At 70.5% G+C, this 23,124-nt stretch carries 22 protein-coding genes and 3 pseudogenes; 9 read left to right on the top strand and 16 right to left on the bottom strand.

From position 1 onward, the window contains the following. Positions 1-8: 8 nt before the first annotated feature. Together M4D82_RS32375 and M4D82_RS32370 are read right to left on the bottom strand one after the other, a co-directional pair. Positions 9-500: pseudogene (locus M4D82_RS32375) on the bottom strand (hypothetical protein); the annotation flags it as partial. A 458-nt stretch (positions 501-958) separates the two neighbouring features. Continuing rightward, on the bottom strand, positions 959-1,429 hold the full coding sequence (locus M4D82_RS32370; protein ID WP_249771138.1) for an Ig-like domain-containing protein: 471 nt from the start codon (positions 1,427-1,429) through the stop codon (positions 959-961). A gap of 214 nt (positions 1,430-1,643) precedes the next feature. Here M4D82_RS32370 and M4D82_RS32365 point away from each other — a divergent pair, with 214 nt between their 5' ends. Further along, entirely contained in the window at positions 1,644-2,558 is a 915-nt protein-coding gene (locus tag M4D82_RS32365) for an IS5 family transposase (protein ID WP_249771136.1), read from the top strand. Between the two features lie 607 nt (positions 2,559-3,165). Continuing rightward, positions 3,166-4,704: a serine hydrolase gene (locus M4D82_RS32360; RefSeq protein ID WP_249771134.1), complete on the top strand. Its 1,539-nt coding sequence runs from the start codon at positions 3,166-3,168 to the stop codon at positions 4,702-4,704. Between the two features lie 225 nt (positions 4,705-4,929). Here M4D82_RS32360 and M4D82_RS32355 read toward each other — a convergent pair whose 3' ends face one another. The 4 genes and pseudogenes from M4D82_RS32355 to M4D82_RS32340 all read right to left on the bottom strand — a co-directional run bounded on the left by M4D82_RS32355 (position 4,930) and on the right by M4D82_RS32340 (position 7,044). Next, a complete protein-coding gene (locus tag M4D82_RS32355; protein ID WP_249771132.1) occupies positions 4,930-5,328 on the bottom strand; it encodes a hypothetical protein in 399 nt (132 codons plus the stop codon). A 184-nt stretch (positions 5,329-5,512) separates the two neighbouring features. Beyond that, a complete protein-coding gene (locus M4D82_RS32350; protein WP_249771130.1) occupies positions 5,513-6,049 on the bottom strand; it encodes a hypothetical protein in 537 nt (178 codons plus the stop codon). A 21-nt stretch (positions 6,050-6,070) separates the two neighbouring features. Beyond that, positions 6,071-6,703, bottom strand: a pseudogene (locus tag M4D82_RS32345) (NF041680 family putative transposase); the annotation flags it as partial. A gap of 110 nt (positions 6,704-6,813) precedes the next feature. After that, positions 6,814-7,044: a hypothetical protein gene (locus M4D82_RS32340; RefSeq protein WP_249771128.1), complete on the bottom strand. Its 231-nt coding sequence runs from the start codon at positions 7,042-7,044 to the stop codon at positions 6,814-6,816. On the opposite strand from M4D82_RS32340, the gene M4D82_RS32335 reads away from it, so the two are divergent. After that, positions 7,027-7,599: a GNAT family N-acetyltransferase gene (locus M4D82_RS32335; RefSeq protein WP_249771126.1), complete on the top strand. Its 573-nt coding sequence runs from the start codon at positions 7,027-7,029 to the stop codon at positions 7,597-7,599. The genes M4D82_RS32340 and M4D82_RS32335 overlap by 18 nt on opposite strands. 168 nt (positions 7,600-7,767) lie before the next feature. On the opposite strand, the gene M4D82_RS32330 is transcribed toward M4D82_RS32335, so the two are convergent. Continuing rightward, positions 7,768-8,238: a MarR family winged helix-turn-helix transcriptional regulator gene (locus tag M4D82_RS32330; RefSeq protein WP_249771124.1), complete on the bottom strand. Its 471-nt coding sequence runs from the start codon at positions 8,236-8,238 to the stop codon at positions 7,768-7,770. A 78-nt stretch (positions 8,239-8,316) separates the two neighbouring features. On the opposite strand from M4D82_RS32330, the gene M4D82_RS32325 reads away from it, so the two are divergent. After that, complete coding sequence (locus M4D82_RS32325) at positions 8,317-9,378, top strand: ABC transporter permease (RefSeq protein WP_249771122.1); 1,062 nt, start codon at positions 8,317-8,319, stop codon at positions 9,376-9,378. Between the two features lie 474 nt (positions 9,379-9,852). After that, complete coding sequence (locus M4D82_RS32320) at positions 9,853-10,257, top strand: type II toxin-antitoxin system PemK/MazF family toxin (RefSeq protein ID WP_249771120.1); 405 nt, start codon at positions 9,853-9,855, stop codon at positions 10,255-10,257. Positions 10,258-10,588: 331 nt separating this feature from the next. Here the strand turns inward: M4D82_RS32320 and M4D82_RS32315 are convergent, their stop codons facing one another. The 6 genes and pseudogenes from M4D82_RS32315 to M4D82_RS32290 all read right to left on the bottom strand — a co-directional run bounded on the left by M4D82_RS32315 (position 10,589) and on the right by M4D82_RS32290 (position 15,250). Next, positions 10,589-11,107: a GNAT family N-acetyltransferase gene (locus M4D82_RS32315; RefSeq protein ID WP_249771118.1), complete on the bottom strand. Its 519-nt coding sequence runs from the start codon at positions 11,105-11,107 to the stop codon at positions 10,589-10,591. Positions 11,108-11,200: 93 nt separating this feature from the next. After that, the gene (locus M4D82_RS32310; protein ID WP_249771116.1) at positions 11,201-11,941 is read right to left on the bottom strand and encodes a hypothetical protein; all 741 of its coding nucleotides are present in this window, start codon (positions 11,939-11,941) and stop codon (positions 11,201-11,203) included. Positions 11,942-12,504: 563 nt separating this feature from the next. Then, positions 12,505-12,594: pseudogene (locus tag M4D82_RS32305) on the bottom strand (IS5/IS1182 family transposase); the annotation flags it as partial. A gap of 550 nt (positions 12,595-13,144) precedes the next feature. Next, positions 13,145-13,864 (bottom strand): SGNH/GDSL hydrolase family protein, encoded by a 720-nt coding sequence (locus M4D82_RS32300; protein ID WP_249771114.1) that lies wholly within the window; start codon positions 13,862-13,864, stop codon positions 13,145-13,147. Continuing rightward, positions 13,861-14,331 (bottom strand): cupin domain-containing protein, encoded by a 471-nt coding sequence (locus M4D82_RS32295; RefSeq protein WP_249771112.1) that lies wholly within the window; start codon positions 14,329-14,331, stop codon positions 13,861-13,863. Before M4D82_RS32295 ends, M4D82_RS32300 begins: the two co-directional genes overlap by 4 nt. Positions 14,332-14,413: 82 nt before the next feature. Then, the gene (locus tag M4D82_RS32290; protein ID WP_249771110.1) at positions 14,414-15,250 is read right to left on the bottom strand and encodes a helix-turn-helix domain-containing protein; all 837 of its coding nucleotides are present in this window, start codon (positions 15,248-15,250) and stop codon (positions 14,414-14,416) included. A 353-nt stretch (positions 15,251-15,603) separates the two neighbouring features. Between M4D82_RS32290 and M4D82_RS32285 the strand changes: the two genes are divergently transcribed. Together M4D82_RS32285 and M4D82_RS32280 are read left to right on the top strand one after the other, a co-directional pair. Then, complete coding sequence (locus M4D82_RS32285; RefSeq protein WP_249771108.1) at positions 15,604-16,098, top strand: DUF4265 domain-containing protein; 495 nt, start codon at positions 15,604-15,606, stop codon at positions 16,096-16,098. A gap of 290 nt (positions 16,099-16,388) precedes the next feature. After that, entirely contained in the window at positions 16,389-17,087 is a 699-nt protein-coding gene (locus tag M4D82_RS32280; RefSeq protein ID WP_249771107.1) for a hypothetical protein, read from the top strand. A 261-nt stretch (positions 17,088-17,348) separates the two neighbouring features. On the opposite strand, the gene M4D82_RS32275 is transcribed toward M4D82_RS32280, so the two are convergent. Next, positions 17,349-18,257: a Vgb family protein gene (locus tag M4D82_RS32275; protein WP_249771105.1), complete on the bottom strand. Its 909-nt coding sequence runs from the start codon at positions 18,255-18,257 to the stop codon at positions 17,349-17,351. Positions 18,258-18,300: 43 nt separating this feature from the next. Further along, on the bottom strand, positions 18,301-19,965 hold the full coding sequence (locus M4D82_RS32270; RefSeq protein WP_249771103.1) for an ABC-F family ATP-binding cassette domain-containing protein: 1,665 nt from the start codon (positions 19,963-19,965) through the stop codon (positions 18,301-18,303). Between the two features lie 117 nt (positions 19,966-20,082). Here M4D82_RS32270 and M4D82_RS32265 point away from each other — a divergent pair, with 117 nt between their 5' ends. Beyond that, positions 20,083-20,748, top strand: coding sequence for a TetR/AcrR family transcriptional regulator (locus tag M4D82_RS32265; RefSeq protein ID WP_249771101.1), 666 nt, complete (start codon positions 20,083-20,085; stop codon positions 20,746-20,748). Positions 20,749-21,263: 515 nt separating this feature from the next. Here M4D82_RS32265 and M4D82_RS32260 read toward each other — a convergent pair. Beyond that, entirely contained in the window at positions 21,264-22,796 is a 1,533-nt protein-coding gene (locus tag M4D82_RS32260) for a DUF1349 domain-containing protein (protein ID WP_249771099.1), read from the bottom strand. Between the two features lie 111 nt (positions 22,797-22,907). Here M4D82_RS32260 and M4D82_RS32255 point away from each other — a divergent pair, with 111 nt between their 5' ends. Further along, positions 22,908-23,123 (top strand): hypothetical protein, encoded by a 216-nt coding sequence (locus M4D82_RS32255; protein WP_249771097.1) that lies wholly within the window; start codon positions 22,908-22,910, stop codon positions 23,121-23,123. The last annotated feature ends 1 nt before the right edge of the window (position 23,124 follow it).

The following is a 23,124-nucleotide window of genomic DNA, read 5'->3' as shown; positions in this document are numbered from 1 at the left end:
GCGCCGAGGGCGGGCATCATCCGGTCGGTGTCGATGATCTCAGTGGCTTCGGCTTCTCGGCCGAGGCGGCGCAGGCCGGCGAGGGCGAGGATCACCGCGTCGACGTCCCCGGCGTGGGCGAGGCCGAGGCGGGTGTCGGCGTTGCCGCGTACGGGAACGATCGTCAGGTGGGGGTGCGAGGCGGTGAGCTGGGCGATCCGGCGTGGCGCGGAGGTGCCGATGCGGGTGCTGGCGGGAAGGTCGTCGAGTTTGTGTCCGGCGGGGTGGACCAGGACGTCGTGGACGTCGTCGCGCCGCGGCTACAGGTAGAGGGTGCCGTCGGGTTCGGGCTCGTCGCCCGACATGTCCTTCGCGCAGTGCAGCGCGAGGTCCGCGCGGCCGTCGAGTACGGCCTGGGCGACGGCGCTGGTGAAGGCGCCTTCTGTGTCAAGTCTGAGCGTGTTGCTGCCTTGGGCCGGTTGCCCTCGATGGAGGCCAACCGGCGCATCGCGTGGGCGCAAGAGCTACGTAAGCGGAAGCTCTCGGCTTTGCGGCACCTCAGCGGCGGGGCCGCCACCGAACCCGGTGGCGGCCCCGCCGCGCCATCCGCAAGGAAGGTCCCCCAACGCTGTGGCCGGGGAGAGACGGACTGGGCTCCCATCGGGCAGGCTGGCACGCCATCCGACAGGCCCCGAAGACGCCTCGCCCGGCGGACAGGAGGGGCTTCCGCGTTTCACGTACGTCAGGCGCATCCGCGCCGTCCTCCACCGCGGTGGGGTCGGGCGGCGAAGACGGCCAGGATGGCCTGGAGGAGCTCGCCGAGGAGTTCTTCGTCCAGGTCACAAGCTCCAGATGCGAACGCCTGTCGCCATGGGAGCCGCCCTGCGTAGACTCGTGATCTTCCGCGCATCGGTTAAGGGGCTCGGTTGCCCCTTCAGCGGCTTCGGGTGCGGGCCAAGTCCTTTTCCTGCGGGTGTGGTCAGGTGATGGTGATCTCGAAGCCGGTCTGGGCGCGGTCGTTGGCCTTGGCGATGACGAGGTCGGGGCCTGGCGCTCCGGCGGCCTTGAGGGCGGGGGCTGTGGCGTAGCCGTTGTTGTCGGTGGTGGCGGTCGCATCGTCGTCGCCGTTGGGGAATTTCAGTCCGGGGCCCGGGGTGGAGAAGGTGATGGTGGCGCCGGGGACCGGCTTGAGGTCTTTGTCGATCGCCCGGACCTTGAGCGCGGTGGGGACTGTGGTGCCGGCCTTGGCTTTCTGCTCGTCGCCCGCGGCCGCCCACAGGCGCTCGACGCGGGCGTTGGCCGCCGGGTCGGGGGCTGTGGCGGTGGCTGTGGCGGTGGCCCGGTCCGCTGCGGGGGCGGTGGGGTACGCCTGGCCGCTGGTGGCGGCCAGGACGACGCCGAGGACGGCCGTGGCCACAGCGGCGGCAGCGCGCTTGCGGGGGAAGCTCACAGGCGCTCCTTACTTGGTGGCGCAGGGCTTGAGGGAGTGGACTTCCGCGGCGTTGTCTGCATCTGCCGTGAGAAGCTGTGGTCCTATCGATCTTGAGTGCGGTCAGATCGAAAGTGGCTGATGGGGCGGGTGATTCCGGGGGCTCCGCGCATGAAGGCAGGGCCTCTGGTGCAGTTCGGGGTTGCTGAGACACCGACTACGCCCGGAGGCCCTGTTGTCCTTGTTGTACGCGCTGACGCCGGTGGACTTCAACTCGGCGGTCGTGTCGTGCGATTGCCTCGCACACCGGTTCGGGAACGCCGCCGATCAGCCCGACCGGACTCGGGCCTACGGCACGGACCTGACCGACGAGGAGGAGGGGCAGACGATCCGCCCGCTGCTGCCGGTGCCGGCGTGGATGGAGGGGCGGGGTGGACGGCCGGAGGGTTACTGTCATCGCGTGATGCTGGACGCGATCTTCTACGTGGTCGACCGCGGCATCAAATGGCGGGCGATGCCGGTGGACTTCCCGCCGTGGGACCGGGTCTACGCCTTCTACCGGCGCTGGCGCGAGAGCGGATTGGTCGCCGAGTTCCACGACCGGCTGCGCGGGAAGGTCCGCGAGGCCGCAGGTCGTGATCCGGAGCCCACTGCTGCGGTCATCGATTCGCAGTCCGTCAAGGCCGACGCGGTCGTCGGCGCCGGCAGCCGGGGCTATGACGGCGGCAAGAAGATCAATGGCAGGCGCCGGCACCTGATCTGCGGCACCACCGGCCTGCTGTTGATGATCAACGTGACCGCGGGGGAGGTCACCGATCGCCAGGCCGCCACAGTGATGCTCCCCGGCCTGCGTGAGCGGTTCCCCGCCATCACGAAATTGTGGGCAGACGGCGGCTACACCGGTGTCCTGATCACCTGGGCCCTGACCGTGCTCCACCTGGTCGTCACCGTCATCAAACGCAGTGACGACGCCAAAGGCTTCGTGGTGCTGCCCCGCAGGTGGGTGGTGGAACGATCTTTCGCCTGGCTGCTTCGCTCCCGCCGGCTGGCCCGCGACTACGAGCGGCGTCCGGACTCCAGCGAGGCGATGATCCTTTGGTCGATGACCCGGCTCATGACCCGCCGTCTCGCGGCCCCGGGGCGAGGGTGAACCGGCCAGAGGGTCTCCCTGACCAGCCAGCCCCGGTCCACCAGCCGCCTCGCCCTGGCCCGGACCCCTTCCACCTTCGTCTTCGCCGCCCCCTCCACCCCGAGCCCGGTCGCCAGCTCCTTGCACGTCAACGGCCCGGCCGCGTCGCCCAGGACCGTCCCGGCCAGCTGATACTCCGGCGACAGCACCGAGACCGGAAGTCCCTGCCGCCACGACGGCACCACCGACCCCGGAACCGGAACCGAATCCAGCACCCGGTCCGCCTCCTCCGGCAGGACCTCCACCCGCTGAGCAGCAGCCCGTTCACGCTCTTCCGACAGCCCGATCACCGACGGCATCCCGAACCTCCACGACCGCACCGACACGACGTCCTGCCTACCACCGAGGCCACGGCACTATGCCTGACCAGGGAAAACACGGCGATCAAGTACGGAAAGACAACAGCTGTCAAACGCCGGCCACGGGGCAGAACCCGATCCTTGAGCCGCACAGGCCCACCCAGCCAAATCCAGCCCCGCCGGCGATTGAGGCGGGGCACGGGGCGGAGCCCCGGTAGGGGGCGCGGGCAGGACAGGCGGGAGCGGCTCGGCGGCGGGACAATGGCGGCATGCGTACGCTCCGCGCACTCGGAGCGGCCGGGGCCGCACTGGTGCTGGCCGGAACAGGGGTGGCCACGGCCGCCCCCAGCCCGCCTCCCGCCCCCAAGCCGCAGCTCACCGACGCCCAGATCGACAAGGCCGTGGCCCGCCTCGACCAGACCATCACCGACCTGATGCGCCGCACCGGCGTCCCCGGCCTCTCCGTGGCCGTCGTCCACGACGACGAGGTGGTCCACCTCAAGGGCTTCGGCGTCCGCCGCACCGGCGAGCCCGCCAAGGTCGGCCCCGACACCGTCTTCCAGATCGCCTCCGTCTCCAAGCCCGTCTCCTCCACCGTCATCGCCGGCGCGTTCACCACCCCCGACGAGTGGGACCGCCACGTCACCCTCCCCGGCTTCGCCTTCAAGGACCCCTGGGTCACCGACCACGTCACGACCGCCGACCTGTTCTCCCACCGCAGCGGCCTGCCCGACCACGCCGGCGACCTCCTCGAAGACCTCGGCTACGACCAGTCGTACATCTTCGACCACCTGCGCCTGGAGCCCCTCACCCCCTTCCGCGCGAGCTACGCCTACACCAACTCCGGCCTCACCGCCGCCGCCGAGGCCATCGCCCGCGCCAAGGGCACCACCTGGCAGAAGCTCAGCGCGGACACCCTCTTCAAGCCCGCCGGCATGACCCGCACCAGCACCGAGTTCTCCGCCTACGTCAACGCCCCCGACCACGCCTCCACCCACGTCAAGAACCCCGACGGCACCTGGAGCCCCCGCTACGTCCGCGACCCGGACGCCCAAGCCCCCGCCGGCGGCGTCAGTTCCACCGCCCGCGACATGTCCCGCTGGCTGCGGCTCCAACTGGCCGACGGCACCCTCGACGGCAAGCGGATCATCCCCGCCGCCACGCTCGCCCGCACGCACGTTCCCCAGATCGTCTCTCAGCCGCCCACCTCCCCCTCCGGCCGCGCCGGCTTCTACGGCCTCGGCTGGAACGTGTCCTACGACGACTCCGGCCGGCTGCGCCTGAGCCACTCCGGCGCCTTCGAACTCGGTACCAACGCCAACGTCACGATGCTCCCCCTGGAGAAGCTCGGCATCGTCGTCCTCACCAACGGCGCCCCCGTCGGCCTGGCCGACGCCGTCGCCCTCGATTTCTTCGACGTCGCCCAGCACGGCAAGGCCACCACCGACTGGCTTCCCCTGCTCGCGTCCGTCTACGCGAAGGAGATCGACAACGCCCGATCCCCCACCGACTACGCCCACCCGCCCGCCTCCGCCAAGCCCGCCAAGGACAGCGCCGCCTACACCGGCACCTACGACAACCCGTACTACGGCAAGGCGACCGTGACGGCCGACAACAAGGGCACGCTGACCCTCGCCCTCGGCCCCAAGCCGATGCTCTTCCCGCTCACCCACTACGACGGCGACACCTTCAGCTTCGAGACCACCGGCGAGATGGCGGCCGGCCGCACCGGCGTGACCTTCGCAGACGGCACGGTCCGCGTCGAGTCCCTCGATGCGAACCGCCTGGGCACCTTCACCGAGCAGTAGGCCGCATAGCCTGTCCCCGATGAGACGCAGAGGCCAGCCACCCCCCCTCGCCCCTCACCCAGCGCGCCGGCATCGACCCGGTCCGGCTGCGCCTGCCGCCCGACCCGGAGGGAAGCCAGCCGGATCTCGGCGACCACCTCGCCGCGCACTACGCGGGCGGAGCCGACGCCGAGGCCATCCGCCCGCCTGCTGGACGCCGGCCGGGTGCTCGGCCCTGGGCGGGCCTCATGACCCGCCGCCTCGCAGCCCCGGCGCGAGCGTGAACCGCCCCGAGGGTTCCTTGACCAGCCAGCCCCTGTCCGCCATTCGAGCCGCCTTCGACCGGACGCCCTCGACCTTCGCGGGCACGCGCTCCAGGCCGAGCACCGAAGTAATCTCCCCGCAGGTCAACGCCGCCTCCGCGGCGGCCAGGACCCTGACGATCTGCTGATAGTCCGGCGACAGCGCCGACACCTCAAGACCTTCTCGCCATACCGGCACCACCGACCCCGACCCCGGCATCGCCCCGCCCTTCGGCGTCGGCGTCGGCGTCGGCGTCGGCGTCGGCGTCGGCGTCGGCGTCGGCGTCGGCGTCGGCGTCGGCGTCGGCGTCGGCGTCGGGGCAGTGTTCTCTGCAACCGGCACGGCAGCCTCCTCGACGTCAGCACCACCGCCCGGACCAGCAAGAACCTCGGCGAGAACCTCCCGCGCAGTCAGCGATCAGGTACGGAAAGACAACAGCCTCTAACCTCAGTGCGACGGTTCCAAGGCAAGCAGTCAGCATCAAGGTCAAGCTGGAGCACACTCGCGTAGCCTGGATCCGGCAAGGTCACGGGCCTGTGTTGCCCTCGAAAGCGCCCAGGTCGATCAGGCTTATTCGGTTGTCCCGGGCGTCCCATCGCACATGCTTCTGCGCGCCCCAGTAGTAGTTGTCGTGGCCCATGAGGTCGCCATACGCCTCGTCTTCGTGCGCCCTGTCGGGTGTGCCGAACACGGCCAGGAGATCCTCGTACGAGGTCAGGTGGGCGAAATGGGAGAGATGAGGTCCGTAGATCGCGAAGCCGACGACGGCCCCGGCTCGAATCTTGTAGGTGAGCTTGTCGGCGCAGTACAAGAACCCGTCTGACTGGGCAGCGTGGTCGACGACCTCGGCGAGGGTCAGCCGCCGTCCGTCGGCGTTGTAGTACTCGCTGTTGATGTCGGTCCCGCCACGGTACCGGGCGACTATGGAGGACTGGGCCTTGATGATGATCCGGCGTGGAATGGTGGCGGCTGGTGCTCCCAGGGCCGTGCCGCCCATCTCGACGGTCGCGAGGTCGAGGCGTGGTTGGGACAGCGCGTCCAGGTTGTCGAGGATCTCGACCATCGTCAGAGTCCAGGCTGGCCTTCATTCAGTGCGTCGGGGTTTGGTGCCGACCTTGTGGTGTGCGGGGCGGGTATAGGGCTCGCTGGTGGCGAGGACGCGTCCGACGTCGTAGCGGGCGGCGGGCCGATGGTTCTTCGAGCCGGGTGGACGGCCGGGGCCAGGTCGGGCGGGTTTCGGTGCACGGGCGGGCGTGCCCGTCCTCGCGTGCAGGTTCCTGAACCCCCGGCGGACGCGTGCCGGGGTGAGCCTGTTCGGTTCCGCCGGTCGTTCCCACGTCCAGCGGCGGTCTAGCGCGAGTGGTCGGGCGAGGCGGAGTTGCGCGTGGGCGGTCAGGACGAGCCAGGTCCAGCGGTCTGCTGCGGCGGGATCTCGGAGCTTGGGCCGGGTCCAGCCGAGGGTCTGCTTGAGCAGCCGGAACGTGTGCTCGACTCGAAGCGGCGCAGGAACGCCTGCCAACACCGGTCGACATCCTCGGCGGCGGCATCGGTGCCCGACCACCACAGCCAGACCGGCTTGTTGACCCCGCCGCTGGGCAGCTTCGCCACGGCAACCGGATCACCGTGCCCTCGATAATCGGCAGCGGTCCTTCATGCCCCCCCACGCGGCCCTGCGGGTCAAGCGAGGGTGGAGCCGGGCCGCCGCCATCGCGGTGGCGGCCCGCCTGCCGAATACCCCGCCCGCCTTCCGCCATGGTGCGCGCCGCAGGGCGGGCGGGCCTCCCACCGCCTGCCGGTGGAAAGCCCGCTCCGCATGAACGAAGGGTTCTAGATCCAGCTGCGGACCGTCAGCCCGGACTTGGTCTCGCCCGGGTCGAGGCTGTAGGCGTACTGACGGCAACCGGTGTCGTAGTGGAAGTTCCAGGGCTGGTCGTCGTTGCTGAAGACCGTCTGCGCCGCCGGCTTGATGCCCGTGCAGCTGTCGGCGTGCGTGGGGTTTTCCCGTTGCCGACGAAAGCGGCCGCATACGATCCTCCTGGCATGGACCTTCCACAGCAAGTGATCGACCTGGACGACCTGACGCTGCGCCGCTTCAACGGCGAGACAGACCTTCCGGAGCTCCTCCGAGTCATTGAAGAGTCGTTGGAGCATCTGCGCCCGTGGATGGCCTGGGTCGCTGAGCACAGCCCGGCCAAGACCGCCGACTTCCTGGTCCACCGCGCGGAGCGCTGGGCGAGTGGTGAGGAGTTCACCTACGTGATCGTGCTGAACGGCGCGATCGTCGGCGTCTGCTGGCTCCTCCGGCGCGACGACAACCCGGACAACGGCCGCGAGATCGGCTACTGGCTGCATCCCGTTGCCACCGGCCGGGGAGTAGCGACCCGGGCCGCCCGCGCTCTGGTCGCGCAAGCCTTCCGACTCCCCGGCGTCGAGTACGTCGAGGTCGTCCATGACCCGGCCAACCGCGCCAGCGGCGCCGTCCCGGCCCGCCTCGGCTTCACCGAACACCTGCGTCGCCCCGCCGAGTGCCTCGCCCCGGCCGAGACCGGCGAGGATCAGATCTGGCGGCTGACCCGGCATCAGGCGGAAGGCATGGCCGCGGAGGCTTGTTGACCGGCACAGGAGAGATCTCCAGAGCTACGGTCGCTGACAATGCCGTATCTCCCACGGGCCGGCACCCCCACAAGCGGGCGAGGCGAGCGCCCCCCACCAGCCAGAGGCGAGACGGGGAGGGGTACGAACCCGTGTACCTGCCTGAGCACATTCATGTGTACGCCGACATCACGCGTCCGGCGTCGCCCGGGGGTCGGCGGCGGGGGGCAGGGCGTCGGGGTTGAGGTGGGTGACCAGGCGGTGCAGGAGCTGGTGCACCGCGGTCCGCTCCTCGGGTTCCAGCACGGCCAGTGCCTCCTCGTTGACCTGCCGGACGATGGTCCGGGCCTGACTCAGCAGCGCCGAGCCGTCGGCGGTGATGTGCAGGCACAGCACGCGGCGGTTGGTGGGGTGGGGGCGGCGGATGAGCAGACCGCGTTCGGTGAGGCTGCCGACCGCAGCGCCCATGGACTGGGCGGTGATGCCGGTGTGGCGGGCCGCGTCGGCGCTGGAGATTCCCGGCTGGCGCTGGGCGTGCTGGAGGGCGTTGTACTGCGCGAGGTTGAGCTCGATGGCGCGCAGGTCTCTCTCCAGGCGGGTGGCCATCGCCTGGGAGAAATGCCAGGCCAGATAGCCGGTGTGGAAGGGCTGCTCGTTCACAGGGATCCCGACTTGTAAGGCAACTTATGTTTTACTGCTGCAGTTATAAGGCAGCTTACAAGTTTGGACGGTCCCTTCGTGCCACCCACCTCCCTCCCTCTCGCCGACCTTCCGTCGGCAGGTCATGGCGACCTATCCGACCCCGCACCGCAGCCGCATCCCCCCGTCGGCCTGAAGGGTGTCCTGCTGCCCGTCGCCGTGGTGCTCGCCATCGGGACGATCTTCGTGAGCGTGTACCTCGCCGCGTTCCACGCTCCCCGCCCGCACGACCTCCCCGTCGCGATCGTGGGCACCGCCGCCCAGGCGCACCGGCTGGACGCCGCCCTGGAGCAGGCCGTGGCCGGCGGCTTCGAGGTGCGGCCCTACGACGACGAAGCAGCCGCCCGCGAAGCGCTCAGGCAGCGCGAGGTCTACGCCGCCTACCTTCCCGGCCGCGACTCGGCCGGCGCGCGGCTGCTGTACGCAGGGGCAAACGGCCCCTCGGTGACCGGCACCCTTACCTCTGCCTTCGCGCACACGGCACCCGAGGGCGGCGCGCCGCCGGCGGCCGAGGACATCCTGCCGGTGTCCGCCGGCGACACGCGTGGCCTCTCGGTCTTCTACGCCGCCTTCGGCCTCGTCCTGGCCGGTTACCTCTTCGGCATGATGACCTACCAGGTCGCGCCCACGCTGCGCCTTCGCCGGCGCATCGTCAGCCTCACCCTCTTCGGGGCCCTGGGGGGCGTCATCGTCGCCCTCCTCACGGGCGACACCGGCTTCGGCGCCCTCCCCGGCTCCTTCACCGGCACCGCCGTGGTGACCGCCCTGATGGCCACGGCGGCGGGCGGGGCCACGATGGCCATCGTGAAATGGACCGGATCCGCGGGCGCCGCCATCGCCTCGGTGGTCCTGCTGATCCTCGGCAATGCCACCAGCGGCGGCATCATGCCTGCCTCCTACCTGCCAGGTTGGCTGCACCCGCTGGCCGGCGTGCTGCCCGTCGGCGCGGGGGTGCGCGCCCTGCAGGGAATGTCCTACTTCGACAACGACGGCCTCTGGTCCGGACTCGCCACGCTGGCCGTGTGGATCCTTGCCTGTGGGGCCCTGCTCTACCTGCGTGACATCCGCGGCGCCCGCAGGGCCGGGCCCCGCACCGCCTGACGGAGCGGCCCCGCGTTCCTGCCGGAGGACGCGGGGCCTCCTCAACCGTCCTGGGCGAAGCCGGGCACGGAGGACTGCGGCGCCTCCAGAGTGGCCCCGAACCGTTCCAGGATCCGCATCGCGGAGGACCGCTCTACACCACTCATACCGGCCACCGTGAGGGGCTCAAGCTCAAAGACCGTGCGGACCAGGTAAGCCGCCGGAATCAAGCAGCTGGCCCAAGAGGACGTTCTCGACCAGCACAACCTGGAAGAACTCCAGGCCGCCGTCACCGAGACCACCGACGCCGACGAGGGTCTACGCTGTGACTCGCGGCCACCGCACGATCTTCAGTCTTCACACACCGATGATCAACGGTGGCCGCGCCCGTCTTCACCGCCCCTCGGTCGCGACGTGCGAAGACGGGGCCGTATCCCTTCCGTGTCCCGCACGGGGCACACAGCGCTCGCCCGCCGTCTCGTGCCAGGAGGACACATGCAACGCGGTGAAGTCTGGTGGGTCGACTTCGATGAACGACGCCCGGTCGTGCTGCTCTCGGACGAGGAGTCATCCAGGTTTCAGGCGATGCAGGTCGTTGCGCCAGCGGGCGTCGACATCAGCGGCCTGGGCGTTGAAGTGGCCCTAGGAGCCCTGGAAGGACTGCCCTTCGAAGGCGTGCTGCGGTTCGCGTTCCCGCGTCCAGGCCTTACTCCGTGCACATGGCTGACCACCGTGGCCCGGGACGACCTGATCGAGCGGGCGGGCGTGTTGTCCTCCATGAAGCTCAGCGAGGTGGGAGAAGCCCTCCGTGCCGCTGGACAGAGGAGGGAGTGGACCCCGATGACGGCTGCCAGGATCAGCGAGATCAAAGATGCCCGCCGTCTCCGAGGACTCGAGTAGCGGACGCCTGTGCTGCCCAGCTCGACCTCGTCGACGACTGACCGCTGCCCCCTCTCACGGCACTCCGGCAACAAGATCACGATGAACATGTTGGCGTCCCATGTCCAGTGGCGGCCGGCCGCCGCACGCTGCGCCTCTACCTGACTGCGGTCACTGAGAACTCCTGACAGAATGCCGATTCGGGATGTCCGTCACTGAGGTGGGTCGGCAGCTTCGACTCACCTTCATGCCGGGGCGGCGGCGGTCAGCCCAGCCGACCGGCCAGTGGCAGTCGCAGCGAGGGCTCGCCCGGCCTGGGGCCACGGCGCGTGACGTGTCGGCGCCGAGAGCATCATGAGCAGCTGCGGACGGCTTCGGAGTAGACGAATTCGCCGTGCACGGAAGGTTGGTAGGCAGCCAAGGTCCGGACCTGAAAGAAGTCGCCCCAGCCCCTTTCCGGACCGACGATGCCGAGGTCGGTGCTCGGGCGAAAGCCAAATCGGCTGTAGAAGGCGGGATCACCGAGCACCACGATCAATGGGGCGTCGAGAGCATCCGAGGCGGCGAGCGACGCGTGGACGAGGGCGGACCCTACACCGCGTCGCCGGTGTTCGGGGAGCACGCCGAGCAGGCTGATGTCGGGGACCCGGGCGGCGCCGATCCGGCCCCAGGAGCAGAGGGCGTGGCCGACGAGCGTGCCGGTTTCATCCTCGGCCACCAGGGAGAGGGCAGGTATCCAGGCTTCCGAGGACCGCAGGGCGTCACGCAGTCGCGCCTCCACCGTGTCCTGCGGGTGTGGCTTGTGCGAGGTGGCTGTGGTCAGTGCACGGACAGCGGCCAGGTCGGCGGGGGCTTCTCGTCTGATCAGCATGTGCGCAGTCTCGCCCAGTGGTCGGCCGGGGGGCATCCGGGCGCCCCCACCGTGACAACGTCCCCCTGGCTGCCCGTGTCCTTGGGACTCGGGTCAGGTGCATTGCCTCGGGTAAATCGCGGGCGACAGCGGCGGCCAGTCCTGCACGGGCGGCCCGGAATGGAGGAGCGTGCGGGCTGTCGAGCTGTTCGGCGAGGTCGCTGCCCAGGCCGCCAGACGGCGGAGCGCCGTGTGAAGAGCGCCGGCGTCCTCGGCGAGCAGCGCGTCCGCCAGTGCGAGGATGTCGGCACGGCCGGTGGCCGGCGGCGCCGGGATGCCGGGCAGGCGGGGACGGGCGAATCCGGCGGATTGTGCGGGGCAGAAGGCGGCGAGTGAGGCGAGCACGAAGCGAGCGGCACCGGTCTCGGTATCCCATTGCGGGAGCAGGGCCGGGATCCGTGCGATGACCGCGTCGCTCACCGATGTGAGGTGGCCGAGGGCGACCTGCCGGCCCGACATCGCTGCCCAGTCGGCGTGGTGGACAGCCGCGGAGTCGACCTCGGCGGCAAGGCCGAGGAGCAAGAGCAACAGGCTCGCACGGGCTCCCGGCGACAGGGCCCGGGAGCCGGCCAGTTCGGTGAGGAAGGGGACGGCCGCCGCTATGTCGCCGAACGGGGTCGGCAGGTGGTGGGCCGTGGACACGAGGTCCTTGAGGAACAACCGGGTGCCGTCCGGTTCGGTGAACTCCTCGGCGAGCTCCTCAGCGACGTTGTCGTCCAAGAGGTACGCCACGGGTGGGGGTACTGTGGCGGACGCGCCGTACATCCGGTGCGCGACGGCTACCGCCTCGGCCATCTCCGCCATCGGACTGCCGAAGTGCAGGCCCGTCCACGCCGGTGCCCTCCGCGGCCGCGGTGTGCCTGCCGGTACAGGGTCAGGAAGCGCCATACGGGCCGTGATGTCCTCGTGTACCAGGCCGTCGCGATCGAAGGCAGGCACATCGCTGTCCGAGTCCCGCACATACGACACGTATGTGAGCAGCGCCCCGCCCCGTCTCCGTGCCAGCGCCGCGAGAGCTCGCCTCTCCTGCCACAGAAGAGGACTCACCAGTTCCGGGTCGTCTGCGGGCGCCCGATAGACCGCGATGGAGTGGACATGCCACAGACTTCCGCCCCCCGGTCTCCGGACCGCCACCCTCCGGCATCCTTCACCCGCCAGCTCACGGGCGACACTGCGGGCCGCCGCCTCCTGCGGAAGCACCAGCACCCGCTCCACATACACCACCATGCACGCCATCATCCCGCCTTCGGGATCTTCGGTTCGCCTCAAGTGCGGCAGAGGGCACGGCAGTCCGGGTGCCCCTCCCTGTCCGTGAGTAATGGAATGCCCCGTGCCTGGGACTGCAAAGAGGTCTGATCCAATGAGTTGATCCGGCGGTAGGTGATCAGGCAGCAGGCGAGTTTGAGGAAGGCTTCGTGGATGTCGGACCGTCGTTCCCCGCGGACCCGTCGGATTGCGACACTAGACGCGGAGCCGCCGCGCCCTCGGTCTCCCGGTAACGCGTTCGCGGCCCACTCGCCCCCGACAGCGCCCGCCTGGGGAGGGCCGACGTTCGGGCGCGGTTGCCCGCCAGGGAGATACGTCAGGAGCCACACACCCTGACGAAAAGAGGCCATAAGCATCATTAACGTGACCTATAGCCTCTTTTTTCTGTTTCCCCCACGCGAAGGCTGTTCGAGGCTGTCCCGCGCCCCCGCTTACCGCTCGGTCCGCGATTGATCGCGGGTGCCAACTGGTCACCGGTGACCGGGCGCCACATCGGTCACCGGCCGGCGGTCCGGCAGAGAAGTCCGCCGCGGTGTCGTCGTCGAAAGGGCCAACGTTCCCAAGTGCCCGTTCTCTTGCCCGCTCATGGATGCGCCGGGCAGGGCGACCACGTACCCGAGCAGGACGCCGTCGTCGCCCAGGCCGCGCCGGTCCGCCTTCGCCAACCCCCCGTCGACGGCCGGCGCACCGCCGGCGGGAGATGGCATCCGACTGGCCGGGCGCGGGAACCAGCTATGCGCTCTGGGTCAGCAGACCGGCGTCGATGACCTCGGCGATAAGGGTGGCGCCGCGGCTGTTCTGGTGGATGTGGTCGGTCGTGAGCACGAGACCTCGGCGCCGCGAGATCGTGTCGAGGCTGCGGCGCAGCACTGCGTGCTGGACCAGGACGCCGACGACCGCCGCGGGCGTCACCTCCCGGTATGGGATCGGCGGCGGGTCCGCTTGGCGCAGTTCCTCGATCTGGCGTTCGTGGAGCGGAAGGTAGGCGACCTCGTTGGTGGCGGCGACCTCGGCGATCATCCTGCTGTACGCCTGCGATGCCTGTGCCGCTGCTCCATCGAGTTGTTGTCCGAGTACGGGTAGCGACAGCAGAGCGATCGTGGCGTCGGTCTCCGCTCGCAGCCGTGCGACGACGGCCCCCAGGCACTGTTGGAACCAGCCGGCTGACGGGCGATCGGGGAGCTGTTTGCGCTTCATGGCCTGCTCGACGGGGTAGCCGGCAAGGCTTGCTCGGGCGTCGTTGGTCCCGATCAACACGGTGATCACATCGGGCGGGTCCGCGACGACGGCATCGAGGCGCTGCAAGAGGTTGTAGGCGAAGTCGCCGTTGGCGCCGAAGCGGGCAAGCTGCACGTCACCGGGAGGGTGACGTCGTCCGAGAAGATCCAGGTAGTCGACGCTGAACTGCGCGCGCGTGAGGCTGTCGCCGAGGCACGCGATGCGTGTCGTCACTGCGCTTCCCCCGGGCCGGGCGTGCCGATGCGTTCGGTCGGGCGGGTGTCGGTCCGAGGACGGTGGTCGGTGCCGAGGCTCGCGGTGATGGCCAGGAGGGACGTCGGCCCCTCCATGTCGACCACGTGCCATACCCCGGCCGGGTTGATGGTGGCCTCGCCCGGCCCGAGCAGAACGCGTTCGGCCACCCCGTCCACGTCGCGGGTGACCGTCACGGCCCCGCTGAGGCAAACGACCAGTTCGTCGCCTGCAGGGTGGCTCTCCCAATGGTCACCCGGGCCCTCGCCGTCGAAGATCATCACCATCCGGCCCTCGGCGCCATCTGTCGCGACCGCGGCGCTGTAGGCCTGGAGCACCTCCGGATCCCAGGCGAAGCCCTCGACGGGTTTCGCTCTCGATCCCAGTCCGAGGTGCACGGGGGTGGTCCGCAGGTCCATGGCATTGCGTTCGTGGTTGACGAGTCTCATACCGACGATCGTCCACGGCAGCGATCGGGCGGTCTTGAAGAAAAGGGAACAGAAGTCGACGCGACGGGCGGATGGTTGGCGACTACCCGGCTCCGAGGAGGACTTCGCCGCGACGCCAGGCCGTCGGCGAACGGCCCGTGAACTCGCGCCAGTCCCGCACGAGATGGGCCTGGTCGGCGTAGCCGGACACGGCTGCCACATCGGCCCACGGGAGCGGGTCGTGCGCCGCCGCCAGTTCGTGCGCGTGCTCGAAGCGCAAGACGCGGGCAAGGGTCTTCGGCGACAGGCCCGTCTCACCGCGAAACCGCTCGGTGAGGTACCGACGGCTCCAGCCGAGTTCCGCGGCGACCGCACCGACCTGGACGCAACCCCGCGCGGCGACGAGGCGGCGCCACGCCTCGGCTACCTCGGGGTGCACCCAGCGCACATGGTCGCCGCAGGCGCCACGGCCGACAGCTCGGAGGAGCAATTCGTCCAGCACGGCGAACCGCGCCGCCCATGTCGTCGCCGCTCGGAGCCGGTCGACCAGCTCGACGCCAAGCGCTCCTAAGAGCTCGTCAAGTGGGACCAGTCGGTCGGCGAGCTCGGCGGCGGGCATGCCGTAGATGGCCCGGGCCCCCAGCGGCGTCAGCGATACCCGTACACCCTGCTGGCGCCCGTCGTGGTGGATCGCGACGGACCGGCACATCAGACCACCGGCCACGCTGCCGAATCGGGTGACCGGCGACCCGTCGTCAACGCCCGCCGCCACCTCCAAAGGATCTGCCAGGCTGATCACCGCAGTGAGCGCGCGGCTCGGCGGGCCGCAGTGCACCCCCGCCGGGAGCCCGCGGAGGTCGAAACCGACATACGAGTCGACGTACTGCCGCAAGGCGGGCGCCGGATGTGCACCGATCCCGGTGGCCGTGTGGTCCTCCATTTTCGTCAGTGTACGAGCCGCCCAGCCCATCAAGATCACCATCCAAGGATTGATCACCGCCGTTTATCGACACCATCAAGGTGTCTACGCCGCCGGCCCCTGCGGCGAGCAAGTCGTCCACTACAACCCACCCCGTGGCAAAGCCCGGCGCGGCTCACCCCCGGGGCACTGCGCCGCGACGAGCGCGGCGGTGGGTGAGCATCGCGTAGGCCGCCTGCCAGGCGCCGAGGATCGCGGTCGTCTCGCGACGCAGCCAGCCTCGGTCGGTGTAGCCGAGCCGGCGGCACTAAGGACGGCCGCACCTGCGTTCGATGTGTGACGGTGAGTGCGCGATCATCTGGACCGTGACCTCTATGACTCCATCCGAGCTCCTCGCCGCCGAGAACAACCGGATCAAGGTGTGGTTCCGGTTTGTGCCGCGTGAAGGCTGGCTTCCCCATGACACCGAGGGACTGTGGGCAACGAGGCTGAGCGCCGATACCGCTCGGGTGGAGAACGTTCCCTTCCTGCAGAACGGGGTGGCCGAGGGCGAGATCGTGCGGTTCGTGACGGATGCAGACGGTCTCCACTGGTCGAAGGAACGGGTGGAGGCGTCGGGCAACTGCACCATCCGGGTCCTGCCCGTTGCATCCGGCCCACTGGGACGAAGCGCACGCGCTGTGCACGAGCGGCTGTCGCTGTTCGGCTTGGGCGGTGAGGTCTTCAGCGAGGAGTTCCCATTGGTCGCCTTCACCGTGCCGGCTGATGCAGATCTTGCTGGGATCAAGGCGCTGCTCGTCCGTGGCGTGGAGGACGGGTGGTGGCACTTCGAGGTCGGCTGTGTCACCGACGCATGGCGCGACGCGTAGTTCAGCGAACCAGTGCCTGCTTCACTGCGGTGTCTTCAGCACGCGGGGGAGGTGGGCGCGCATGTGCTCCATCACGATGTCGCGTCCGAGTTGTCGGATCCGATGACCAGGGATTTCTGTGAGTGTCCAGGCCCTGTGGCGCCCCCCGGTTCTCTCGCCTACTCGAGCTGTTGTCGGCTCGCTGCGCTGAGTGCCGAGCCGGTTCATACGCCAGCGCTCAGACAGAGGTGGGGCTCAGGCCCACCGACGGGGCTCCCATCCTGCGCTCCTGATCGGGGATCATGGGCGGCATGGAACACGTTGCGCCGGTGAGCGTCCTTGCTCTCCGTCCTGTCCTTCCGCACCCGCAGGCGATCATGAAGGGGGCCGGCATACGTCCTTTGATCGACGACCAGGACGTGCTGGAGGAGATACATCCGGACGGCGATTCAAGCTGCTATCAGCAGATGTGGCTCGGTTCATCGGAGACGTGGCCGCTGTGGGCCGCTCGCGAGCCTCGCCGTGTCGAACTGTCGAACAACGACTGCGTCACCGATTGCTGTGGAGGGGTGTTCGTCACCATCCAGCGTCGTGGCGATCACGTCGAGTGGGTGAGCTGGGAGAACACCAACGACATCCGGGTCCCTGTCCCACCGGAGGTCCGCTTCGACGCCTCACAGTACGACGCCGAACTGGCTCGGGTGGTAGCTGACCACAGCTGGGAGGAGCCCGTAGACACGGCGGCCCGTCTACTGGCCCACCGGATCGCTGCAACCGACTGGTACAAGCGGTGGGACTGCCAGCCGTTCGTGCACGGCATCCGTGTGCAAGAGCGGGGGAAGTCTGCTGACGTAATCATGCCCTTCGTCACCAGCCAGTTCGACGAAGGCGGTACGTACCGCTGGCACGTCATGTCCGTGACTGCGCAGGAGCCCGTCGAGCAACAGGTACGGCGGTTCGTTGAGCAGATCACGGCTACCGACCCCCGCGAGAGTGCAAAGGGTCCCTGACAGCGCCCCGGAGCCTCGCGCAACAGGTGGCGCTGGTGGGCAGAGTCCGGACGAGGCTGCGCTGACCTCTGATGTCGGTGCGCCGGTCCAGCTCGGTGCGCAGTTCGTGGATGACCTGGGCATAGACGGCGACGCGCTCGCGAAGCCGGCCGTTGTCCTCCCGCAGTGCGCGGAAGAACTGGAAGATCCTCCGCGACTGCCGCCAGAAAGGAGACAGACCTTCTGCAACACCCTTTAGACCACCTCCGCCACACGCCCCGGTCAGTCCCCGCTCACGTCCCACCGGGTGACCGCGCCGCTCTCCAGCGCGACGTACAGCGTGCCGTCCGGGCCGAAAGCCAGCCCGTGCGGTTCGCAGCCGGGGTCCGGGAGGGGGACCTCGGTGATCCGCCCGTCCGGGGAGACCCTCCCGATCCGTCCGGCGGCCCACTCGGTGAACCAGCAGGAACCGTCCGGGGCCACCGCCACCGCGTGGGGCCGGCTCTGCGCGTCCGCCGGCGCGTACTCGGTGACCCGACCGTCCGGCGTCATCCTCCCGATCAGGCCCGCGCCGATCCCGGCGAACCACAGGGAACCGTCCGGCGACGCCGCGAGCCCCACGGGGGCCGTGCCGGGCGTGGGCAGCGGGTACAGCCGGACGTCGCCTGCCACGGTGATCCGTGCGAGGGCGTCCGCCTGGTTGAGCGTGCACCACAGGTCGCCGTCGGGCGCGGCCGTGATGAAGGACGGGAAGGCGCCCTCGCACGGCAGCGGGTACTCGGTGACCTCCCCTTCCGGGGTGATCCGGCCGACGCGGTCCGTGTGCAGCTCGGTGAACCAGAGCGCGCCGTCCGGTCCGGCGGTGAGCCCGTACGGTCCGGATCCGGCGCCGGGCAGGGCGTACGAGCGCGACTGCCCGTCGGGGGTGACGCGGCCGATCCGGTGGTCCCGGTTCCGAGTGAACCAGAGCGCGCCGTCGGGGCCGGGAGCGATCAGGGACGGGCCGCAGTCGGGCGAATCGAGTGCGAACTCGTCGAGCTGCCCGTCCGGGGAGAGCCGAGCGACGCGTCCGCCGTGCACGAGGGTGCACCAGAGGTTGCCGTCGGGCCCGGCGGTCAGGCCGTACGGGCCCGACCCGGGGGTGGTGACGGTGTACGTGTGGAGCAGGCGCGCGGAGGTGGTGTTCGTCAAGCGGACTCCTTCGTGGAACGGGGGTGTGGTGGGAGGCGTGGCGTCATGCCGTCACGGCGGCCGACTCCGGGGCGTGCAGGCCGAGCCGTTCACCCTGCCAGCGGGCGCACAGCCGCCGGTCGTGGCTGACGACGACCACGGCACCCGCGAAGGAGGCCAGCGCCGCCTGCAGTTCCTCGGCCAGCGCGGGCGAGAGGTGGTTCGTGGGCTCGTCCAGCAGCAGCACGTCGGCGGGTTCGGTGACCAGCCTGGCCAGGGCCAGGCGCTGCCGCTGGCCGGCCGACAACGTGACGACCCGAGCGGTGAGCCGCTCCGGGGCGAACAGGCCGAGCGACAGCAGCCGCTCGGCGTGCTCCTCGGTCGTGCCGGGGCGGCCCTCGGCGAACGCGGCGAGAAGGGTCCGGGCGCCTGCTCCCGCGTCGGTCCGCTGCGCCAGGAGGCCGGTCCGGCCCCGCCGTACGACTTGCCCCCGGTCGGGAGTGACCGTCCCGGCGAGGACGCCGAGCAGGGTGCTCTTGCCCGCCCCGTTCGGGCCGGTGACCAGCAGCCTGCCGCCGGCCGACAGGGTCAGGTCCAGGGGCGCGAGCCGTCCCGCCACCGCGATGCCGTCGGCCGCGAGCACCACGCCCTTCCGGTCCGGGGAGGCGCCGTGCGGCCGGCCCGTGCCGGGTCGGTCGGCGGTGCGCGGTACGGGGGTGAACCGCAGGGGCTCGGCCGGCGCCGGGACCGGATCGGCCAACAGGCGGGCCAGCCGCTCCTCGGCGTTGCGCACCCTGCTCGCCAGCGACTGCTGCACCCGGCCGGCCGCGCGGTCGTAGGCCATCTTGTTGCCGTCCTTGATCGCCCGGCCGGGAGCGACCCGGCGGGCGGTGACGGCGGCGGACTCGCGCAGCCGGTCCGCCTCCGCGCACCAGGCGGCATGGGCCTGGGCGCGGCGCTGCCGGTCGGCCGCCCGCTCCGCGAGGTAGCCGGCGTAGCCGTTGCCGTAGCGCACCGTCCGGTGCAGGTCGCCGTCGACCTCCAGCAGGCAGGTGGCGACGCGCTCGAGGAACTCCCGGTCGTGGGAGACGGCTACGGTGATGCCGCGGCGGGCGCACAGGTGGTCCTCGAGCCAGGTCAGGGCTGCCCCGTCGAGGTGGTTGGTGGGCTCGTCGAGCAGTAGTACCTCGGGTGAGGAGGCCAGCAGCGCGGCCAGCCGGAGCCGGACCTGTTCGCCGCCGGAGAGGGCGCCGGCGGTGCGGTCGCGGGGCAGGCCGAGCAAGCCGAGGCCGTGCAGGGCGCGCTCGACCCGGGCGTCGGCCTCGTACCCGCCGCGCAGTTCGAAGGCGGTGAGCAGGTCGGCGTAGGAGGCGAGGACCTCGTCCGTGGTGTCGCCGTCCGCCATGCGGGCCTCCAGCCGGCGCATCCGGTCTTCCATGGCGTGCAGTTCGGCAAGGGAGCGGTCGACGACCTGCTGCACCGTCATGCCGGCGGGCAGGGTCTCCTCCTGGGCGAGGTATCCGACGCCGCCGTCGGCGCGGACGGTGACCGTACCCCGGTCGGGGAGCTCGACGCCTGCCAGCAGCCGGAGCAGGGTGGACTTGCCGGATCCGTTCTCGCCGACGATGCCCAGGCGGGTGCCGTCGGGGACGGAGCAGTCGACGGAGTCGAGGACGGGGCGGCCGTTGTAGGACTTGGTCAGGTCAAGCGCGGTGAGCTGTGCGGTCATGCAGCGGCTCCAGGGGTTCGGGGGCGGGCTGGAGGTCAGGTGAAGGGGAGCGGGAGAGAGCCAGGGAAACCATCGGAGGACTCCTTATCGCGACGACTGTTGCGTTAAGATCGTTGCATGGATGCCAGCGCACGAGCAAGCGAAGAATCCGGCCACTCGAACCACTCCGAACAGGACACCCCCCGGCCCCGTCCGGGCGGCCGCAGCGCCCGGGTCCGCGCGCAGGTCCTGGAGGCCGTGGGGGAACTGCTGGTCGAGGGCGGGTACGACGGGCTCACCGTCGACGCCGTCGCCGAACGCGCCGGGGTGCACCGCACCACGGTCTACCGGCGGTGGCGTGACGTCGGAGGCCTGCTGGCGGACGTCCTCGGCGCGGCGTCCGACGACACTTGGAGCCCGCCCGACACGGGGTCACTGGAGGGGGACCTGACCGCCCTCAACCAGGAGGTGTACGAGGCCCTCGCCGGCGGCGGCCCGAACGTGACCACGGCCCTGATCGCCGCGGGATTCCGCTCGGCCGAGGCGGCCGGCGCCCTGTCCCGCTTCTGGGAGGGCCGCTACGCGCGCTGCGCGGTGGTCACCGTCCGTGCCGCGGCGCGGGGTGAGCTGCCGGGTCCGGTCGACGCCCGTGCGCTGCTGGTCGCCGCGACCGCCCCGCTCTACCACGAGCTGCTGCTCCTGCGGTCCGCCCCGGATCCGGCCCTGCCCCGCCGGGCGGCGGCGGGAGCGGTGGCGGCAGGGCGTGCGGGAGTGTTCGGGGCGGCCGGTTTCAGCGCCCCGTAGAAGGCGTAATCGGTGTGCGAAGACCTGCCGCGAGGCGCGACGGGGGTCGTGAGGGCGGTCCAACTGCTCGCCGACCTGTGCGGCGTACCGCGGTCAGCGGTGCACGGACACCTCGACAAGTCCGAGTCCGCGCCCCGCCGGCCGAAGAAGGCCGCCGTCACGAAGCCCTGTCTGCTCGTTTGCGGTTGGTGATGCGGCTCTTACCGGCCCGTCTGTCGCCGGCCCCCGATCGGCGCCGGCGACAGACGGGCCGGCAGGCGCAGGGCGCAGCGCCGGCCACTCGACCTCGCCGGCTGGCTCGTGCCCGACCCCCACACCCCGCCGCAACACTCGCAGGCTGGTACCAGCCCTGCCTGACGATGGCCGTCGCGGTCGCCCACCGCCGTCACGGGATCGGTCGCACCCTCATCACTGAGATCGCCAGTTCCCTCCGCCCGGGTGAAGTGCGACGTAGCCGCATTCGGGCGGCACGCGGTGACGGCGCGGGAGCTCACGGGCTCCCGCGCCGTCAGAGGTTACCTCCAGTCCACTGGTCGCCCGGCCCGTTCGCCGCTTTGCGGCAGGCGGTTCAGAGCAAGCCCCAGGAGCGTCGTCGCGTACGCACACAGCACTGCGATCCCTGCCCACCACGGAAGCGGGAAGTATCCGGCGGAGGGGGCGTAGTGTGCGACGACCTGCGGATATTCGACGAGGGTCTGCTGGACGGCGAAGCCGGCGGCCGGAGTGACCCGCAGCAGCCACTGTGACAGGCCGTCGGCCGGCAGCGGGACGATGGTCACGACGTACGGGACCGCGATCGCCAGGGCGGCGACGAGGATCGCGAGCCAGGCACGCCGCAGCAGGGAACCGAGCGCGAGGGCGAGCACGGCGGCGAGGGCGAGGACAGTGGCCGTGCCGACGACGACCCGCGTTCCGGTGAGCGCGGACACCCCGATGACGGGAATCCCGTTGTTCTTCAGGATCGTCACGCCGACCGGGATCACCATGCCCACGGCGAGGAGAGCGGTCACGAACGTGACGGCTGCGACGACGATCGCCTTGGCCGCGAGTCGGGGGCGGGTGACCGGCGCGCCGCCCGCAGGCCCGGCTCGGTGCCCCGTGGTGGCGAACCGCACCGCGACCACGAGCACGACGAGCAACGCCAGGGCCAGGCCGCCCAGGGTGCGCTCCACCGGGCGGGCGCCGTCCTCGGCGCCCGCCGGGCCGATGTCGCCGGTGCCGGTGACGGTGATCGTGCCGTTCTTCTCCACCGCCCCGGACGCCAGGTGGTACTTCTCCCAGTCCGTCCGGTTCCGCTCGCCGACGGCGTCATCGCTCCAGCCCCCGACAGCGGCCGTGCCCTGGAGGGCGATGTTGTCAAAGGTGCCGCCGGCCTGCGTCCAGCGCACCTGTTCCGTGGCGCCGCCCAGGCCGGTCCGCCGCAGCGTCAGGTCCCCGGGGGACGTGGCGAACAGGCCGACCTGTACCGTCTCGGGAAGTCCGGGCAGCCGCACGGCGCCGACCTTCGTCCACTTCGTGCCGTCGGCGGACTCGTGGCCGGTGACGGTGTCGCCTGACCGGGTCAGCCGCAGCCAGCGCGGCGCCTCGCTCGTGACCCCCCTGCCGCTGCCGGCGATGTCGTGACGGTAGTCGTACTGCATCCGCACGCCGTGGCCGCCGGTGACCATCAGCGCCGCGTAGGAGGATCCCGGGCGGACACCGTCCTTGATGATGATCCCGGCCTTCGCCCACGGCACCAGTCCCGGGAGGATCTGATCGTGGTTCGGTGGCGGGTAGGTGATCGTGCCCGTCATGGACGTCATCCGGACCGTGATGCTGCCGTCGGCGCCCATGTCGCGGTGCAGGAAAGAGAACTGGTCGTTTACCAGGGAGCCGTCCGGCCCGGTCGGTTCGGCCGGGCAGGGGCCGCCGCACGAGGCATGGTTGCCGAACGCGTAGAGCAAACCCAGGGCGACGACGGCCAGGGCCGCGACCGCCATCGCGATCAGCCTGCTCGCACGCCGGAACTCGGCCCACTCCCGCCGGAGTTGTTCGTTGGTCGGAAACATGGTTCTGGTCTACGGATCCGGCCATGACGTGGTCCGAACCGCAACTGTCACATCGCTGTTAGGTATGGCCAGGCATGCTGAGTCCGGCCGGACACGAAAGGATGGTGGACCATGGGCAAGCTGCGGGGCGGGACCGTCCGCCGACGATTCACGATCTTGTACGCCGGGGGGTTCCTCGGGTCCGGGATCGTGCTGCTCGCCCTGACCTACCTGATGTCCGGGACCCGGGTGACCACGCTCGCCCCCGAACAGATTCCGGAACCGGTCCCGACGGGCGGATCCGGCCTCGCCTCCGCCGAGCAGCAGATCCGGGATCTGGAGAGGTAAC

It is taken from the genome of Streptomyces sp. RerS4 (genome assembly GCF_023515955.1).
Taxonomy (GTDB): domain Bacteria; phylum Actinomycetota; class Actinomycetes; order Streptomycetales; family Streptomycetaceae; genus Streptomyces.
The sequence above is the reverse complement of the archived record's forward strand: the minus strand, read 5'-3'. Positions and strand labels throughout refer to the sequence as shown.